Raw genomic sequence first — 15,717 nt, 5'->3', positions numbered from 1 at the left:
GATCATGTCGAGGGATGCGCCTGACGCAGTTTCAGACATGACACTGAAGTTTCACCGACGTATATCCTTCAAACTGGCGCGCGCAGGGGTGATTCTGGCCTTTATTCTTGGTGGCCTGCTCAGCTCCATACAGGTGTATTTCGACTACTTGAGTCACGAAAAGGACTTTCGGGAGTTTATCGAGCGCGTACTGCAAGCCGCCCGTCCGCCAGCCGTCCGCGCCGTTCATACCTTGGACGCTCGCCTGGCTGAAGAAGTCGTCACCGGCCTCATGCAGTATGATTATGTCCACCAGGTGCTGATCGTCGACGAGCTCGGACAAACGCTGGCGGAAGGAGCCAAACCCATCGCCGATTCCAATACCGGTTGGATCACGTCCAGCATCGGCGCCATCTATCGCACCTACCCTATCGCGTTGCAAATGGAGTCCTACCACCAACTCCAGACCGGCCGCATGGAAGTGGTCGTGAATATGGACAAAGCGTTGGAGCCTTTCTTCAACCGCGCTTACTACGTGCTAATCATCGGCATCGTGCGCAACATGGTGCTGGTGTTGCTGTTATTTATCGCGTTCTATTACATGATCACGCGCCCCTTAATTTCTCTTGCCGCCAGCTTCTCCGAGGTAAACCCTGAAGACCCGGGAGGTCGCCGCCTGCATTTGCCGCTGAGTCATGATGGCGACGAGCTGGGCTATTTAGCGCAGATCGGTAATCAGTTTCTCGACACCTTACAGAAGCGTCTGGAAGAGCGCCGCCAGGCGGAAGACACATTGCGAGACAGCGAGCGCCAGACCCGGCAAATCATCGACACCGTTCCTCACCTGATTTACGCCAAAGATCGCAATGGCGCCTTTGTATTCGTCAATCAGGCGCTGGCGAGTTTTTACGACCGCAATATCACCGAAATTGAAGGCGCGGACCATCATTCTATGCATCATTTGATTTCCAACCTGGAGTCCGTACGTTTCGATAATGAAGACAGAGAGGTCATCGACAGACAGAAAGTCATGTTTATCCCTGAGCATGGCCTCACGGATATTTACGGCCGCCGCCGGATTCTTCAGAGCAACAAGATTCCGTTCCGTTTCTTCGGCAAGCCTTGCGCGCTGATTGTCTCCGTGGATATTACAGACAGAGTCGAGGCGCAATCCCGAGTGGAGCAACTGGCCTTTCACGACCCGCTCACCGGACTGCCTAACCGCAACCTGTTCTATGACCGGCTCACCATGGACATCGCCCGCTCCCGCAACCACGGCGCCTATGGCGCATTGCTACTGATCGACCTGGACAACTTCAAGAATATCAATGACTCGCTCGGGCACTCGGTTGGCGATGAGTTATTGCGCAATGTGGCGAAAAGCCTGCGCAACTGCCTGGATGAGGAAATCACCGTCGGCCGCCTGGGCGGCGATGAGTTTACAGTCATCATGCCAGAATTGGGACGCACGCCAGAAGAAGCGGAGCAAAACGCCAACCTGATTGCAGCGAAGGTGCTCTCTGAACTATCCACCCCATTCTTCTTCAACGCCCAGGAGTTCACCGTCACCGCCAGCATGGGCGTTGCCTTATATCCCGACAAAGACGCCAACACGGAGGTCATCTTGCGTTACGCGGATACCGCACTTTTCCAGGCGAAACATGAAGGCCGCAACAAAGTCACCATCTTCAAGGCGGAGATGGCGGACGCGGTAAGCAAACGGCTCAGTATCGAAAATGAATTGCGCGCGGCGGTAAAAGATAAAGCGCTGATGTTCTATTATCAGCCCCAGGTCAACGTTAGCGACGGTCGCATTATCGGCGCTGAAGCGCTGATCCGCTGGAACCACCCGCAGCGAGGTTTGATCAAGCCAGATGAGTTCGTGCCGGTGCTGGAGAATTCCAACCTGATTCTCACCGCAGGCCTGGATATGTTCACCCAGGCCTGCATGCAGGTGAAAGAGTGGCTGGATAAGGGGTGGTGGGAGGAAGACATGCGCGTCGCCATCAACATCAGTCCCAAACAGTTCTATCAACCGGAGTTTGTCGAACAGATCATCGAAATACTGGAGGCCACCCGACTGCCTGCGCATTGCATCGAACTGGAAGTCACCGAGTCCGTGGTCATCCAGAACGTTAAAGACACCATCAACAAGATGCTCAGCCTCAAGGGCCTGGGAGTTCGCTTTTCTTTGGATGACTTCGGCACCGGCTACTCATCCTTGAGCTACCTGAAAAGACTGCCCGTGGACTCCCTCAAGATCGACCGATCATTCGTCACAGACATCAATAGCGACGTGAACGACGCCGCCATCGTATCCACCATTCTGGCCATGGCCTCCCATCTGGACCTGGAAGTCGTGGCGGAAGGAGTGGAAACCGTCGAGCACCTGGAGTTCCTGAAGGAAAACGAATGTGATTATTACCAGGGCTATCTGTTCAGCAAACCACTGCCTGCCGCAGATATGGGCGAGCTGTTGAAGCAACAACCAAAAAACCCCAAGTAGCCTGAGCGTAGTTGCAGGGGGCGACGACGCTCCGCATAATGCTGACAGCTTATCAGCGGAGCCAAACGACGCCATGCCTTCAGCAGCCGAAATCAGCCGTATACTGAAAAGCGCCCACACCATCGCAATGGTCGGCGCCAGTGACAACCCAGGGCGCGACAGCCACCATGTCATGCTTTTTCTGCAAAACAAAGGGTATCGGGTCATTCCCGTGAACCCCAAGCTGGAGGGTTCCACTCTGCTTGGCGAAACCGTCTACGCCAGCTTGCGCGACATTCCTGTCCCCGTAGACATGGTGGATATTTTCCGGCGTTCTGAAGCAGTTCCCGAGATTGTCGACGACGCGATCGCCATCGGCGCCGGAGTAGTCTGGATGCAGTTGCAGGTCATCCACGAACAAGCGGCTCAGAAAGCCTTGGACGCAGGACTCAAGGTCATTATGGACCGCTGTCCGAAAATCGAAATAACCCGACTGGGACTGTAATTCCTAACCTCTATGACAAAACTGAAGTTGTTATTGCGCAACGCTTTTATCGGCGGCGTTATCGTACTGTTGCCTCTGGCGATCCTGGGTCTGTTTTTCAATTGGCTTTTCCGCGCTGTGACAGACCTGATTCAACCTATCACCAATATCGTCATCCGCATGGTGTCAGCGCCGGAAGTGGTCAGCGACATGATTGTCATCCTGGTGATCGCCGTCGCGTGCATTTTGGTAGGCAGCCTCACCGCCACCAGTGTCGGTCGCTATCTGCATTCACGCTTTGATGTCCATTTGCGCCGTATTGCGCCGGGTTATCAAATGGTGAAGGAAATCGTCACGCAGTTGCTGGGCGACAAAAAGAACTCGCCTTTCAAATCCGGCGCTGTGGCGGAAGTCCGAATTTTCGGCCCCAGCACACCCACATCAGTCACCGCCATCGTCACCAGCAAGCATGACGACGGCCGCTACACGGTTTTTGTTCCCACAGGTCCCAACCCCACCACGGGCTTCGTCTTTCACGTCCCCCCTGAGGCCGTGACCCTGAGACCGGATATCAAAGTGGAAACCGCCATCCGCACCATCATTTCCTGTGGCGCTGGAAGCGCCGCATTGCTGGCCATAGCCGGTCCCGCCAATATCAAAACGGACCCCGCCGAGGCTACGGCTGACGGCAGTCCAGCCCCTCAACACCAGGAACATCAAAAGGACACACAACGATGACAACGTTTTACGATTTCCGCATCAAGGATATTCATGGCGCCGATCTGCCTCTGGAGCAATTCAAGGGTAAGACGTTATTGCTGGTGAACGTCGCCAGTGAGTGTGGTCTGACGCCGCAGTACGCAGACCTGCAGTCGCTCTACGAAGAACATAAGGACGAAGGTCTGGTTGTGCTGGGACTGCCCTGCAACCAGTTTGGTGGACAGGAGCCGGGAGAAGAGGCGGCTATCCATACCTTCTGCTCAACGCGCTTTCAGGTGAGTTTTCCCATGACCTCCAAGATAGAAGTGAACGGGCCGGGACGACACCCACTCTATCAGTGGCTGATCGGCGACGGCGAAGACATCCGTTGGAACTTTGAGAAGTTTCTGGTCAATGGAGAAGGCCGCTGCGTCGCACGCTTCGACCCACGCACTGCGCCAGACGACGAAGAATTACTGGATAAAGTCGAGGAGCAGCTCAATCTCAGTAAAATTCTGTTGGGTAAATAGTCTAAATAAACGCGCCTGTTCAAGGCGCTGAAGCTTTAGAAGGCCGCCGGGTTAGTGCGCAGCCAGCAAGCGATGCTCCACCGGGCGCGGTGGGTCAGTCTGACCTCATGGGGAAAGTCCTCACTAAGGAAGATCACCGTTCGCCCCATCTCTGGCAAAATATCGGCGATAAGACCGCCATTGCCGCCGTCGTAAAGACCCAGTTCCCCTCCCTCACTCGGAAGCCAGTCCTGATTCAAGTAATGCACCAGCGTCACCTTGCGAGGACTGCGTCCGCGAAAGTTATCTACATGGCGGCGGTAGTAGCCCTGCGGCTCATAAATGGAGTAATGCGCCTCCACTTCCTGCAGCCCTAAAAACAAAGTGCGATTCAGAAGCTGACGTACATTTTCCAGAAAGAGCAGAAACTGTTGCTGAGTCTCACTGCGCCCATCCAGCCAACATGACCAGTCGCGCCGCACAGCGTCATTAAAATGCCGCTCTTCCGCCCGGCCAATATGAGCGGGACTAAAGCCTCCTTCGGCATAAATAAGTTCCGCCTCCTGACGCAATCGTGCAGCCAGCTCCATCGGCATCAGATCGTCAAATACGCCCCACCCCTGTTGCGCCAGAGCGTCAGCCATCCGCTCATGTCCTTCCTTAAAAGGCTGCGCACCAACCAGAGCGCCCGGCTGGGCGATATCTTGCATCAAGGACATAGGATGAATTTCCTTCCGCGCTGGCGGCGAAAACAATAGTGGAGCGTAGAGGTCAGGGGCGATTGCCGCGCTGACCGGGCGAAGAATTATAGAACTGAAATTCTCCAGCGCGAACTGTTTTTTAACTATTAATCAGGCAGACAAATAGCTCCCTTCTAATTTGTCTATAACAACAGGGCCTGCGCATGTTTCAACAGGTTTGGGTCAGGCCGCCGCCGGGGCTCCCAAAGGCGTGTGAGAACGAATGAAGTCGCCGATTTCATGAATCGCGCGACCGCCCTGCGGCAGCATACGAGATGCGAAATGCCAGACATGAAACATATGCGGCCACACCTGTAATTGCAGAGGCACGCCCTGCAGTCGGGCGCGCCGGTGAAACTGCTTGCACTCAGACAATAAAATTTCATCCCCACCCACCTGAATCAACACTGGCGGCAAGTCATGCAGGTCCCCAAAGAAAGGCGAGATGCCGGGCAGTTTGGGGTCATGATCTCCCGCGTAGTGACGCGCAAAAAAGCGTATGCGATCGGGCGAAATCACGGGGTCATGAGGCAAACGGTGAGACTTGCTCGACAGATGGCAAGTCAGGTCCAGCCAAGGTGAAATACACACCGCCGCCGCTGGCGCCGGCAGATCCATGTCGCGAATAAATTGCAGCGCCGCCATAGCCAGACCACCGCCAGCGGAGTCTCCCGCAATGACAATATGCTTGGGCTTAACGCCCCGATCCAGCAGATGCTTATAAGCCGCCACCACATCATGCAGCGCAGCTGGAAAAGGGTGCTCCGGCGCCAGCCGGTATTCCAGCATCAACGTGCGCGCTTTGGCGGCTTTGCTGATGCGGCAGGCCAGTTCAAGATGTGTGCGGCTGGAGCCGATGACGTAACCGCCGCCATGCAGATATAAAACAACGCGGGATTCGCATTCAGTGTGATGACTCAACCATAACGCCTGCAACCCGTCGATTTCACAAGGCTCGCTGGAGAATCCCGGCGGAGCGTGAATGAACCACGAGGTCTGAGAGGCGCACAGACGGTATGCCATCAAATTATTGGGAATGAAATGCATCCCCAAACGAATCATATCTTTCAGAATATTTATACGAGTCATACGAGCGAACAGCCGTCCAAGTTACAACCGATGGACCTACTTTTGATTTATAGACCAACTTACACAGTTGTACAAAAAACATCCGCCGTTCACAGAACTAGACATAAGTCAAAAAGGTTACCGTTGGTAACATTTTTGTCGGGTTGTACCTATAGCAATTTTTCAGCAAAAGTTCAAGATATGCCCCAATACTGTTTTTCATCGTTGTTTTAACAACTTACCGATTTCTTAACTAAACTGACTTTTAAGGTTTAAATTTTAAAACTAATCTGGAGTGCCCATGACTGACCATCTCAAGCATATCGGCGTCGCCGATCCCCAACGCATCGAAAAATACACGCTGCGCACCGAAGCTGAGAACGATATCCTCAAAATCTACTACAAAAAGGAAAAAGGCGACCTTTTCCACAGAAGCCTGAAAGTAAAATTCCCCCGTCTGCAAAAGCAGTTGCTGGTGGATTCAGGCGGCACCAAGCGTTATGAGAACACTTCTGAAATTGCACCTAACCTGCTGCACGTTCTGGACGAGCTGGACAAAATCACCTGCAAAGAAACCGAACAGGTCGACGTAAAAGAGAAGATCCTGAAGGATCTGCGCCACCTGGAGCGCGTCGTGAACAACAAGATCAAAGAAATCGAGCGCGACCTGGACAAGCTGTCAGCGCGTTGATTCGTAACGATCGATCTCGGCCGGGCGGTCTTCCAACGTAGCCGCCTGGCCAACCTGTCCGCCAGCGATTGAATAATTCCCTCTCGTCATACTGACATCTCATTCATACGCTGCGGCAATCTCGCTTAAACTCCTCAACCAAGCCCATTAATTTCCAGAGTCCGCCCATGTTTGAGTTGTTGCTGCAAAGCGCCGTTTTCGCCGCCGGTGTGGTGCTGCCGATATTCTTTCTCGTCATCCTTGGTTTTCTCTTGCGACGCAGCAACATGATTGACGGCGCGTTCATTGAGACGGGCTCCCGTCTGGTATTCAAAATCGCGCTACCTACTCTCATCTTCCTCAACGTCGCCGAACTACAGTTGGGGCAGGTGGTCAATCTGGCGCAATTGGGCTACGCCATCGTCTCCACGATAGTTGGCTTTATTGCAGTCTGGATCATCGCTAAACGCTATATTTCTGAACCCACACAGCTGGGCGTGTTCGTACAGGGCGCGTTTCGAGGCAATCTGGGCATCGTCGGTTTGGCGTTATGCGCCGGCGCCTATGGCGCGCAGGGCGTGGCGATAGGATCGGTGCTGCTGGGTTTCGTCACCTTGCTGTACAACCTGTTGTCAGTCTGGGCGTTAACCGCCTCGCAGCATCAAAACGCCAAGCTGCCCTGGGCTGGCGTACTGAAAGAGATAGTCCGCAACCCCCTCATCATCAGCATCGTACTGGCGCTCGGATTTGCGGCATTACAGATTCCATTGCCGGAGATGGCGAAAAAGGCCGCCGGATATTTCGCCGACCTGACCCTGCCTCTGGCGCTGCTCTGCGTCGGCGGCTCCATCAACGGCAAAGTATTGCGGGCGACCTCCCGACTCGCGCTGCACGCCACGCAACTGAAGCTGATCTGGCTGCCGGTGGCGCAGATCGTGATCGCGTTCGCCATAGGCATACGCGATATCTACCTGGGTTCGCTCTTTCTCATGCTCGCCAGCCCCACCGCCACCGTTAGTTTCGTGATGGCGAAAGCCATGGGCGGCGACAGTGAGCTGGCCGCCGCCATTGTCGCCTTGTCTACCTTGGCGTCATTCATAACCCTGGCGATCGGCATTACGGTGCTGAACACGATTGGCTGGATGTAAGGCGCGCTGCGTCAGTCCAGCGCTTTGATCATACGCACTTCACAGACTTGATGTCCGGTATCTCCCATGGGCTCGGTCAACAATTTGAAGCCCAGGCGTTCGTATAAAGCGATGGCCTCTTTCAACGCGGCGGTGGTTTCCAGATAACACTGGTTGAACCCATGATCTTTGGCGAACGACTGCGCCATTAACACGATTTTGTAACCCAGGCCTTGTCCCCGACAGGCCGGCAGGAAGTACATTTTCTGCAGTTCCGCAATCGATCCGTCGCCCCCGGCCAGCGGCGCCACGCCACCACCACCCACGATGCGCCCTTCATGCTCCACTACCCAATAGGCGGCGCCAGGGATCGTATAAGCTTCATACATGGCGTCTACACTGGCGTCGCCGACAGCGAATCCCCGCTCTGGAGTGAGGCCATATTCGGCGGATACCTGACGAATAACCTCCCCCATTTGCGCATTATCAGCAGGGGCGATAGGTCGTAGGCTAAACTGAGAGGCATTGGGTGTCATTGGCGTCCTTTTGCGTTATATCAAGTCAATTACTCTATGAAAAACCGATGATTACCCCATTTTGGGCGTTACATCAACCAAAACGCCAGTACAAGGAAAGCAACGGCTGATTAATCATGCGACTAAAACTGATCTGGATAATTCTGGCGGCGGGACCGCTATGCCTGGAAACGCTGCTACAGGCGCCGGCCAACGCCCGACATGGGCTCTCCATACTCTGGATCGCCGCAGTGCTATGGATCACTGAACTCTTCCACGTCACCGTCACCGCCCTGCTGATTCCCATCATGGCGGTAACGCTCGGATTATTAACCGTCAAAGAGGGATTCGGCGAATTCGCCAATCCGATTATTTTCCTGTTCCTCGGCGGTTTCGCGCTGGCTTCTGCGCTACATAAGCAACAAGTAGATCGCGCCATCGCCGCCAAGGTGCTGCGTCTGACTCGCGGGAAGATCAGTCATGCATTGATTTTACTGTGCGCGCTCAGCGCTCTACTGTCTATGTGGATCAGCAATACCGCCACCACGGCGATCATGATGCCGCTGGTGCTGGGTCTGCTCAGTCAGGAAGATGACCGCCCGGACAATCCGCGCGTATTCGCACTGCTGGCGGTCGCATACTCAGCCAGTATTGGCGGCGTCGCCACCTTGGTTGGCAGTCCGCCCAACGCCATTGTCGCCGCCCAGTTGAATATGACGTTCAGCGATTGGATTCAACTGGGCCTGCCCATCACACTGATGTTATGGCCGGTCATGTTGCTGATTCTCCGCAAAACCTTGCAGCCGGACCTCAGCGGGCGCGCCCAGAGCGCAATGTCCGCCGACTTCACCTGGACCCGCGAGCGTATGCTGCTGCTTGGCGTGTTTATCGGTACAGTCGCGATGTGGCTACTAAGTAAGCCGTTGGGGGAGTTGATTGGCATAGAGAAGGACTTGGATAGCTGGATTGCGATCCTCGCCCTGGCCGCACTGACCATCACCAAGGTCGTCAACTGGAAGGATATCAGCGCGACAACAGACTGGGGCGTGCTGTTGTTATTCGGAGGGGGGCTGACCCTGAGCGTCGTGCTGAAAAGCTCAGGCGCCAGCCAGTTGCTGGGAGAGTCGTTAGCGACGCTGGTCTCCGCCTGGCCTGCGTTTTTACTGCTGCTGGCGATTACCGCCTTCGTCATTTTTCTGACCGAGCTGTCCAGCAACACCGCCACCGCCGCATTACTGGTTCCAATTTTTCTGGCGTTGCCGACGGGCCAGTTAGGCCCCAGCCAGACCGCCCTGACCATCGGAGTGGCCGCCTCCTGCGCCTTCATGCTTCCGGTGGCGACGCCCCCCAACGCCATTGTGCACGGGACCGGATTAGTTCCCCAGAGAACCATGGTTAGAGTGGGCTTTTATCTTAATCTCACCTGCGCATTGTTGATCAGTACATTTATTTTCTTCATTGCTTAACGGCAAAACCACCGCTGGTTCGCTAATAGGCCGCAACCAGCGCAACGCCTTGCGCGGCAGATCGAAATACAAAGCCAGACCAACCAGAATAAGACAGCCGCCCAGCAATACCGTGGGGTGGATGGTCTCATCATTCAGCGTCACCCCCAGCATCAGCGCCAATACCGGCGTCACCAGCGTCGCCATGGCGACGGTGGAAGGCTGTAGCTTCTGCAGCACGTAATAATAGGAGAAGAAACCCAACACCGAGCCAATCAACGCTAGATACACTACCGCCCACAGGCCGCGATCATTCAGTGTAATGTGAGGCGTCTCTCCGTCCATCAACGCCCAAAGAATAAAGTAGCCAGGTAGCGCCAGCAGAATAGAACCCAAGGTCAGCGCCAGCGGATGCGGGGTTGCTTTCTGCTTCTTCAGCAGCACTCCGCTGAGGCTGAACAGCATGACAGCCCCCAAAACCAGCATCAGGCCAAACACGATAGAGCCGGTGGCGTGCAGATCCTTGCCAAATACCGTCACCAAGCCGCTTATGGCCAGGGCGAGCGCCAGCCACTGGCTCTTCTGAAAGCGAGCGCCGTCCAGCAGATAGACGCCAAGCAAACCGGACATAATCGGCGACAGCCCGTACATCACGGAAATCAATCCGGAAGGCACGGTTTTCGAAGCGAAGTAGGTCAGCATCATCGCCCCAAACACCCCCATGGTTCCGCACAGGTAGCTATAGAGCGAATCTCTGTCCCAGTGCAGAGGAATTCGATACAAGCGAATGATGACGCCGGTGACGACCGCCGCGATCGTCATGCGCAGGCCCACCGCCACCGTCGGGTGAAAAGACTGACTGCTCCATACGACTCCCAAAGGCGTCGTAGCCCAAACCAAAATCACCATCGCATAAGCAAGAATAACCACCGCCAACCTCCGCGCCTTTCCTTAAACACAGTCGCATCGCCAATACAGAACTATCGCAGTCGGGGATATTTAGATCGGGCCCTGAGGGCAAAAAAAAGCCGCAGGGGAAGAACCGCTGCGGCGTCAAGAACTGTTACGATCCCGCTATTTCACCACCGCCGCATGCGCACATCGCAGAATGGACGCGCAAGACATTGCGGGCAAAGTGAAATAATGAAAACGCACTGTCGTATACATCCGCGTATGGTGGTCTTCCGGCCTTATACCGACAATACGCAATAACCACATAAGCGCCCGCCGCCGGGGCGTATACGGTGAACGGACGCTGACTTTCCGAAGCGATATTTGCTAAAGTCTGATGTAACTGCGTCCAGGGAGCCAAGACTCCATATAACCAAAAATTCATGACCGGCGTATGAACCGGCCAATAATGGACGACATTAGCGCTGAAACATAATTAGGGTCGCCGATGACAACTACAATAAAGCCCGAGTCTTTAACTTTGATAAAAGCCAAGATACTGCCGCCGCCGAGGCCTGCGCATCTGTTGGAGCGGGAAAAGTTCGACGATCTGTTGCACGAGATCGACCCGGTCAACCTGACTCTGGTGCAGGCTCCTGCGGGTTACGGCAAAACCACAATGATCGACGACCGCTTGAGCGCGCTGGGCGCCAACGCCGCCTGGTTCCGCCTCGACGCCCAGGATAATCTGAGCGAACAATTCGCTTTCTATGTCGCCCATTCACTGAATGAGGCCACCCGAGGCGCCTGTCCGGAAACCCTGCGCACCCTGAACCAACAAGGCTATCCGACCTTGCAGACGTTTCTCACAGACCTGCTGTCTGAACTGCCTTTGGAAGGGGATCCTTTACATCTGGTTCTAGATGACTACCACCTGATCAGCAATCCAGAGATCCACAGCGGAGTGATGTTCCTGCTGCGTCACCTGCCTCCTTATATCACCCTGGTGTTATTGTCCCGCACCACGCCGCCTATTGGCGTAGCGCAGCTACGCATGCAGGGGCGGATGCTGGAAATCACCGCCAAGGACCTTTCCTTCAGCGCCGACGAGGCGCAGGCGTATTTTGAGCAACGCCTGCGATTTGAAGTGTCCCGGGAAAGCATCGAACGCGCCAACCGCCGCGTCGAGGGCTGGGTATCGGCCTTGCAGCTATTGGCGGCGACCGCCTCCACTGGGGTGGAATTCAACGAGTATGTGGAGCAATTACACAGCGGCAACCACTATATATTCGACTACTTTGACGAACTGACCCGCACCAGCATCGACAACGAGCAGCGCCTGTTCCTGCTGCGCACCAGCGTGCTGGAGCGTTTCAACGCGCTGATGGTCATGCGCCTGGCGCAACAACAGGATGGCCAGTTCCTGTTGAACTCGCTATTGAACCTGGGATTATTCATCGTGCCGCTGGACAGCAGCGGCCTGTGGTTTCGTTATCATCCGTTGTTTTCCGCTTACCTGAGGCATATGCAAGTCTGCGTGCTGCCAGACGAAACCGCCCAGCTCCACCAGCGCGCCAGCGACGCTTGGCGTGAGATGGGCTTTTTCGAGGACGCCGCCCGTCACGCAGTACTGGCCAAAGACCAGCAGCGCATTAAGAACATCCTACTGAGCTGCGGACGCGACTTTTTCACCGAAGGCCAGTTCAACCTGCTGCAACGCTGTTTCGACGCGCTGAATAAAGAAGTCATCGCCGATCACCCTATTCTCACCCTGCTGCGCGCCTGGGTGGCGCAAGGCCAGTACCAATGGTCTGAAGTGGAATCCTGGCTGAAAGCGGCGGAGCAGCATTTGAAAACCCACTGCAGCGAAGAAGAATGGGAAGCCATTACCGGAGAATTCAACGCCGTACGCGCCCAGGTGGCCATGAACGTTGGGGACGCGGAGCGGGCGCAAACCTTCGCAAAATCCGCGCTGGCCCATGATCCTGTGTATCTGCCCACCTCTCGCACCGCGGCGTCTTCGGTTATTGGCGAATCCTTGTTTGTGCAGGGCCACCTCAAGGAAGCCATTAGCCGCATGCAGGACACAGAACAACTGGCGTTGGCGGAACATGCGCACCAGAACGTGATTTGGGCCTTGTGTCAGCAATCAGAGATCAGCGTCGCCCAGGGCTATCTGCAGAAAGCCTACAACATCCAGGAGAAGGCGCTGCAATATGCGGAAGACCACAGCCTGGAGCGTCTGCCCATTCTGGAGTTCCTGTACCGCATACGCAGTCAGATCATGTGGGAGTGGCACCACCTGGAAAGCGCGGAGCGATGCGCACTAAAAGGCATCGAGATTCTGGAAAGCCAGGGTGAGCGCTGGTTCATCCAAAGTTACGTGATGCTGGCGAAGATCGCCCAGGCGCGGGGGCGTCAGTCGTTATGCGCTGACTACGTGCAGAAGATTCACAAGATGCTGGCCTCCGGCGAATACCATATCGACTGGACCGCCAACGCGCACGCCGCCATGCTCTCTTATTGGGACGCGGTGCGCGATAAAGAATCCATTCAACGCTGGTTGACCGCGGCGCCGGAGCCCACGCCGGAACAGGCCACCAACCACTTTACCCAATGCAATATCCGCAACTGGGCGCGGGCCTACGTCAGTCTGGGAGATTTCGACAAGGCGCTGCCGCTGTTGGAAGGCATCCAAAGCATGGCGGAGCAGTTTGGCCTGAAAACCGATATCAACCGCAACCATATCCATTTATCGCAGCTTTACTGGCTCAACGAGCAACGTGAAGACGCCCTGCGCCACATGGCCATTGCACTCAAACTCGCCAGCACCACCGGCGCGGTGGGCAGTTTCCTGCGCATCGGCAAGGTGCTGATCAACATTCTCAAAGCCTTGATCAGCGAAGAGCAGTTGGATGAGATGGAAAAACAGCGGGCGGAACGCCTGATCCAACTGGCGCAACAACAACGGGACTTCAGCCGCGCGATTCGCATTTCGCTGGACGAAGCCATCATCCAGGATATTATCGACCGCCCTGACGTGCCGGAACTCATCCGCACCTCTCCCCTCACCCGCCGGGAGTGGCAAGTGCTCAGCCTTATCCATGCAGGTCTGTCCAACGACCAGATCGCCGAGCACATGAAAGTGGCTCCCACCACCGTGAAAACCCACATCCGCAGCCTCTACCAGAAGCAGAACATCACCCACCGCTCCGAAGCCATCAATCTGGCGCGGGATCTGTTGAGTAAGATACAGGGGGAGTGAGCGCAGCTCCCCCTCATACCCACCCTCCGCCTCCTCCTCCCCCCTCATCCCCACTACTACGCCAAGAAAAAAGAGGGAGGGAGGATGTTCGGCCGGTTCGCCGCAGGCACCATCTCCATAACTGTAAAAATAACAACGTCTTCCACTTTTCTGTGGGTGCAAGTGCGTTACCTGGTTTGGAGTTGTTAAGAGAGGCGACATGCAGGTTGATCGTGATTGGTGGCGCGGCGCAGTCATCTACCAAATTTATCCCCGTAGTTTTTTTGATTCCAACGGCGACGGCATCGGCGACCTGCCGGGCGTCACCGCAAAGCTGGACTATGTCGCCAGCCTGGGAGTGGACGCCATCTGGTTGTCTCCTTTCTTCACTTCCCCCATGAAGGATTTTGGTTACGACGTTTCCGACTATCGCAACGTCGATCCTATTTTCGGAACCCTGGAAGATTTCGAGACGATGGTGGCGGAAGCACACAAGCGCGGCCTGAAAATCATCATTGACCAGGTGCTCAGCCACACTTCCGACCAGCACGCCTGGTTCAAGGAAAGCCGCAGCAGTCGCAACAATGCAAAAGCGGACTGGTATGTGTGGGCGGAAGCGAAACCCGATGGCACGCCACCGAACAACTGGGTATCCGTGTTTGGCGGTTCCGCCTGGGCGTGGGACAGCCGTCGTCGTCAGTACTATTTGCACAACTTCCTGACCAGCCAGCCTGACCTGAACTTCCACAATCCTGACGTGGTTGAACAAGTGCTCAGCGATGTCGAGTTCTGGCTGCAAAGAGGCGTGGACGGCTTCCGTCTCGACGCCATCAACTTCTGCTATCACGATAAGCTGCTGCGGGATAACCCAGCCAACACCGAGGTGGCGGAAGGCTCTATCGGCGTGCGTAAAGAAAACCCCTACGCCTATCAGCGTCATCTTTACGACAAAACACAACCTGAGAACCTGCCGTTCCTGCAACGGGTGCGCGCCCTGTTAGAGAAATACCCGGGTACAACCACCGTGGGCGAAATCGGCGACGACAACTCCCTGGACACCATGGCCGCTTACACCTCCGACGGCGACAAGTTGCACATGGCGTACTCCTTCGATTTCCTGACCGAACAGTGCGACGCCAAGTTTCTGCGCAAGACTGTAGAAACCATCGAGTCAAAACTGGTGGATGGCTGGCCTTGCTGGGCGATCGGCAACCACGATGTCGCCCGCGTCGCCACGCGCTGGTGCGGACAGGAAGCGCCGCTGGCGTTGAACAAAGTCTTCATGACGATGCTGCTGACTCTGCGCGGCAGCGTCTGCCTCTATCAGGGTGAAGAACTCGGTCTGGTGGAAGCGGAACTGGAGTATGAGGATCTGGTCGATCCCTACGGCATCGCCTTCTGGCCGGAATATAAAGGTCGCGATGGCTGCCGCACGCCCATGCCCTGGAGAGCGGAGCAAGAGCATGCAGGCTTCACGAGTGGAAAGCCCTGGCTGCCGGTGTATCCAGAACATGTCGCCGCGGCGGTGGCTGAGCAAGAAGATGCGGAAGATTCGCTGCTGCACATCTATCGTGAATTCCTGCATTGGCGCAAAGCGCAACCTGTACTGCATAAAGGCGACGTCCGCTTCCTGCCAAGCCCGTCGGACACGCTTCTCTACGAGCGCAGCCATAACGGCGAACGCATGATGGTGGCGTTGAATCTGTCCGGGCAAAGCGTGGACATTGAGCTGCCCGCCGGCGCCAAAACGGTAGTGAGCGAACTCAGCGTACTTAACGCGGAATGGAGCGACGCCCGCGTCCACCTTCCCGCTTACGGAATCGGTATTTGTCAGCTGGCGTAAGCAACGCCGGCAATCAAG

13 protein-coding genes are annotated in these 15,717 nt (G+C 55.6%); 9 read left to right on the top strand and 4 right to left on the bottom strand.

Annotation, left to right across the window (positions count from 1 at the left end; translation table 11 throughout):
- Nucleotides 1-37 precede the first annotated feature (37 nt).
- The 4 genes from AC2IBB_RS03940 to AC2IBB_RS03925 all read left to right on the top strand — a co-directional run bounded on the left by AC2IBB_RS03940 (nt 38) and on the right by AC2IBB_RS03925 (nt 4,177).
- The gene (locus AC2IBB_RS03940) at nt 38-2,485 is read left to right on the top strand and encodes a putative bifunctional diguanylate cyclase/phosphodiesterase (RefSeq protein ID WP_486331611.1); all 2,448 of its coding nucleotides are present in this window, start codon (nt 38-40) and stop codon (nt 2,483-2,485) included.
- Nucleotides 2,486-2,558: 73 nt separating this feature from the next.
- A complete protein-coding gene (locus AC2IBB_RS03935; RefSeq protein WP_486331610.1) occupies nt 2,559-2,969 on the top strand; it encodes a CoA-binding protein in 411 nt (136 codons plus the stop codon).
- 12 nt (nt 2,970-2,981) lie between these two features.
- The gene (locus AC2IBB_RS03930; RefSeq protein ID WP_486331609.1) at nt 2,982-3,686 is read left to right on the top strand and encodes a DUF502 domain-containing protein; all 705 of its coding nucleotides are present in this window, start codon (nt 2,982-2,984) and stop codon (nt 3,684-3,686) included.
- On the top strand, nt 3,683-4,177 hold the full coding sequence (locus tag AC2IBB_RS03925; RefSeq protein ID WP_486331608.1) for a glutathione peroxidase: 495 nt from the start codon (nt 3,683-3,685) through the stop codon (nt 4,175-4,177). The genes AC2IBB_RS03930 and AC2IBB_RS03925 overlap by 4 nt, the downstream gene beginning before the upstream one ends.
- A 35-nt stretch (nt 4,178-4,212) precedes the next feature.
- Here the strand turns inward: AC2IBB_RS03925 and AC2IBB_RS03920 are convergent, their stop codons facing one another.
- The gene (locus AC2IBB_RS03920) at nt 4,213-4,875 is read right to left on the bottom strand and encodes a 2OG-Fe(II) oxygenase (RefSeq protein WP_486331607.1); all 663 of its coding nucleotides are present in this window, start codon (nt 4,873-4,875) and stop codon (nt 4,213-4,215) included.
- A 204-nt stretch (nt 4,876-5,079) separates the two neighbouring features.
- Nucleotides 5,080-5,985: an alpha/beta hydrolase gene (locus tag AC2IBB_RS03915; protein ID WP_486331606.1), complete on the bottom strand. Its 906-nt coding sequence runs from the start codon at nt 5,983-5,985 to the stop codon at nt 5,080-5,082.
- Nucleotides 5,986-6,265: 280 nt separating this feature from the next.
- Here AC2IBB_RS03915 and AC2IBB_RS03910 point away from each other — a divergent pair, with 280 nt between their 5' ends.
- Together AC2IBB_RS03910 and AC2IBB_RS03905 are read left to right on the top strand one after the other, a co-directional pair.
- Nucleotides 6,266-6,655 carry a DUF3461 family protein gene (locus AC2IBB_RS03910; protein WP_127968141.1) on the top strand — a complete coding sequence of 130 codons (390 nt, stop codon included), beginning with the start codon at nt 6,266-6,268 and terminating at the stop codon, nt 6,653-6,655.
- Nucleotides 6,656-6,822: 167 nt separating this feature from the next.
- Nucleotides 6,823-7,782, top strand: coding sequence for an AEC family transporter (locus tag AC2IBB_RS03905; protein ID WP_486331605.1), 960 nt, complete (start codon nt 6,823-6,825; stop codon nt 7,780-7,782).
- A gap of 11 nt (nt 7,783-7,793) precedes the next feature.
- Here the strand turns inward: AC2IBB_RS03905 and AC2IBB_RS03900 are convergent, their stop codons facing one another.
- Entirely contained in the window at nt 7,794-8,297 is a 504-nt protein-coding gene (locus tag AC2IBB_RS03900; protein WP_486331604.1) for a GNAT family N-acetyltransferase, read from the bottom strand.
- A 116-nt stretch (nt 8,298-8,413) separates the two neighbouring features.
- Here AC2IBB_RS03900 and AC2IBB_RS03895 point away from each other — a divergent pair, with 116 nt between their 5' ends.
- A complete protein-coding gene (locus AC2IBB_RS03895; RefSeq protein WP_486331603.1) occupies nt 8,414-9,742 on the top strand; it encodes an SLC13 family permease in 1,329 nt (442 codons plus the stop codon).
- Here AC2IBB_RS03895 and AC2IBB_RS03890 read toward each other — a convergent pair.
- Nucleotides 9,650-10,651 (bottom strand): DMT family transporter, encoded by a 1,002-nt coding sequence (locus AC2IBB_RS03890; RefSeq protein ID WP_486331602.1) that lies wholly within the window; start codon nt 10,649-10,651, stop codon nt 9,650-9,652. The genes AC2IBB_RS03895 and AC2IBB_RS03890 overlap by 93 nt on opposite strands.
- A 469-nt stretch (nt 10,652-11,120) precedes the next feature.
- Between AC2IBB_RS03890 and malT the strand changes: the two genes are divergently transcribed.
- Together malT and AC2IBB_RS03880 are read left to right on the top strand one after the other, a co-directional pair.
- Nucleotides 11,121-13,877, top strand: a complete 2,757-nt coding sequence (malT, locus tag AC2IBB_RS03885) for an HTH-type transcriptional regulator MalT (protein WP_486331601.1) — start codon at nt 11,121-11,123, stop codon at nt 13,875-13,877.
- Nucleotides 13,878-14,076: 199 nt separating this feature from the next.
- Nucleotides 14,077-15,699 carry an alpha-glucosidase family protein gene (locus AC2IBB_RS03880; protein ID WP_486331600.1) on the top strand — a complete coding sequence of 541 codons (1,623 nt, stop codon included), beginning with the start codon at nt 14,077-14,079 and terminating at the stop codon, nt 15,697-15,699.
- Nucleotides 15,700-15,717 lie beyond the last annotated feature (18 nt).

The sequence above is a fragment of the Hahella sp. NS-SX17 genome, assembly GCF_057367735.1.
This window is presented reverse-complemented; position numbering and strand designations above follow the sequence as displayed.

Excerpts from the sequence above, each read along its gene's own strand:
- AC2IBB_RS03940 (WP_486331611.1), top strand. The coding sequence starts at position 38 with ATGACACTGAAGTTTCACCGACGTATATCCTTCAAACTGGCGCGCGCA.
- AC2IBB_RS03935 (WP_486331610.1), top strand. The coding sequence starts at position 2,559 with ATGCCTTCAGCAGCCGAAATCAGCCGTATACTGAAAAGCGCCCACACC.
- AC2IBB_RS03930 (WP_486331609.1), top strand. The coding sequence starts at position 2,982 with ATGACAAAACTGAAGTTGTTATTGCGCAACGCTTTTATCGGCGGCGTT.
- AC2IBB_RS03925 (WP_486331608.1), top strand. The coding sequence starts at position 3,683 with ATGACAACGTTTTACGATTTCCGCATCAAGGATATTCATGGCGCCGAT.
- AC2IBB_RS03920 (WP_486331607.1), bottom strand. The coding sequence starts at position 4,875 with ATGTCCTTGATGCAAGATATCGCCCAGCCGGGCGCTCTGGTTGGTGCG.
- AC2IBB_RS03915 (WP_486331606.1), bottom strand. The coding sequence starts at position 5,985 with ATGACTCGTATAAATATTCTGAAAGATATGATTCGTTTGGGGATGCAT.
- AC2IBB_RS03910 (WP_127968141.1), top strand. The coding sequence starts at position 6,266 with ATGACTGACCATCTCAAGCATATCGGCGTCGCCGATCCCCAACGCATC.
- AC2IBB_RS03905 (WP_486331605.1), top strand. The coding sequence starts at position 6,823 with ATGTTTGAGTTGTTGCTGCAAAGCGCCGTTTTCGCCGCCGGTGTGGTG.
- AC2IBB_RS03900 (WP_486331604.1), bottom strand. The coding sequence starts at position 8,297 with ATGACACCCAATGCCTCTCAGTTTAGCCTACGACCTATCGCCCCTGCT.
- AC2IBB_RS03895 (WP_486331603.1), top strand. The coding sequence starts at position 8,414 with ATGCGACTAAAACTGATCTGGATAATTCTGGCGGCGGGACCGCTATGC.
- malT (WP_486331601.1), top strand. The coding sequence starts at position 11,121 with ATGACAACTACAATAAAGCCCGAGTCTTTAACTTTGATAAAAGCCAAG.
- AC2IBB_RS03880 (WP_486331600.1), top strand. The coding sequence starts at position 14,077 with ATGCAGGTTGATCGTGATTGGTGGCGCGGCGCAGTCATCTACCAAATT.